This is a genomic window from Phaeovulum veldkampii DSM 11550, from assembly GCF_003034995.1.
Classification (GTDB): domain Bacteria; phylum Pseudomonadota; class Alphaproteobacteria; order Rhodobacterales; family Rhodobacteraceae; genus Phaeovulum; species Phaeovulum veldkampii.
In genome coordinates, this window is sequence record NZ_PZKF01000119.1 from 1 (window position 1) to 1,108 (window position 1,108).

Annotated in this window: 3 protein-coding genes; all 3 read right to left on the reverse strand. The window is 63.2% G+C overall.

Annotated features, from left to right (window positions below):
- Positions 1-409: type II toxin-antitoxin system VapC family toxin (locus C5F46_RS16175; protein WP_107326310.1), on the reverse strand; the 409-nt coding region annotated here is incomplete at its 3' end.
- A 3-nt stretch (positions 410-412) separates the two neighbouring features.
- Complete coding sequence (locus tag C5F46_RS16180) at positions 413-661, reverse strand: FitA-like ribbon-helix-helix domain-containing protein (RefSeq protein WP_107326311.1); 249 nt, start codon at positions 659-661, stop codon at positions 413-415.
- A 48-nt stretch (positions 662-709) separates the two neighbouring features.
- Positions 710-985: a WGR domain-containing protein gene (locus tag C5F46_RS16185; RefSeq protein WP_107326312.1), complete on the reverse strand. Its 276-nt coding sequence runs from the start codon at positions 983-985 to the stop codon at positions 710-712.
- Positions 986-1,108: the final 123 nt, after the last annotated feature.

Sequence of the window (1,108 nt, forward strand, 5' to 3'; positions counted from 1 at the left end):
AGGGGTTGATCAGGTCGATCTCGCAGCCCTCGAAGTCAGGCGTGTTGCGCGTGGCGACGGTGGCACCACGGGTGTGGGCAATGGAAGCGATCTGGCAATCGGCCTGGGCGATCGGCCGCCCGGCGGCGCGACGTGAGGCTGCAATGGTGGCGAAGGACTGCGCGGCGTCGCTGTCGAAGGGCAGGATGCGACCGGCGAGGTCCTCGCGCAGGATACGGTCCACGGCGTCAACCAGCGCGGCGCGGCGCTTGCCGTTCCCCATGATCGCGAGGCCATAGCGCAGCTCCGCCTCCGATATCGAGGTCAGGTAGACGTTCAGCCCGTCCTGCGCGGACAGCCAGTGTTCGACCTTGGGCTCCGGGGCCGGGCGCAACAGCTCGGAGATGACATTCGTGTCGAGGATGATCATGCGTCAGGCCTGGTCGAACATGGGCGGTTCGCGCATGGCTTCACGCTGCGGAAGGTCGAGATCAACGCCGCCCAGAGGCGCGACACGCGCGCGGATCGCCGCGGCGAGATCGTGGGTAGGCTTCGCTTCGCCGACGACATGGCGCAAGATCTCGCGCGCCTCCTCTTCCATCGAGCGGCCATGTTCGGCCGCACGGATGCGAAGGCGCCTCTTCACGTCATCGTCAAGGTTCCGTATGGTGATGCTTGCCATGATATCCTCCTGAGAGGAGTGTAATCATCGCAATCAATGCGATCAAGACTAATTGCCTGAGTGCAGAGCCTCATAGCCCCGCCGCTTCTTCACTGCTGCGAGCTTCATCAACGCGGTGATCGCTTTGCCTTCGTCCGGGTGGGTCTCGATCATCATCTGGCCACGGAAGCCGATCCGACCCCACTCGCGCACCAGGCTGGCGCGACCGAAGAGGTCGCGTTGCACACTCAGCCGATAGAAGCGACGCATGTTGCGCGCCGGATCGATCCGGCGCATCTGCACGTCGGTCGGGAAGACATCGAGCTGGATCGGTTTGTGGTACATGTAGTGATCAGGTGAAGTTTCCTACACAATATCAGGTGGAAGCTTGCGCTTCCACCTCGATTTCCCCGCGTGGGAAACAGGGGGCTCACGCCCCCTTCTCGAACTTCATGACCGGGATCCCGA

What these genes read in the sequence shown, in the direction of transcription:
- C5F46_RS16180 (WP_107326311.1), bottom strand. Translation starts at nt 661, where the DNA reads ATGGCAAGCATCACCATACGGAACCTTGACGATGACGTGAAGAGGCGC.
- C5F46_RS16185 (WP_107326312.1), bottom strand. Translation starts at nt 985, where the DNA reads ATGTACCACAAACCGATCCAGCTCGATGTCTTCCCGACCGACGTGCAG.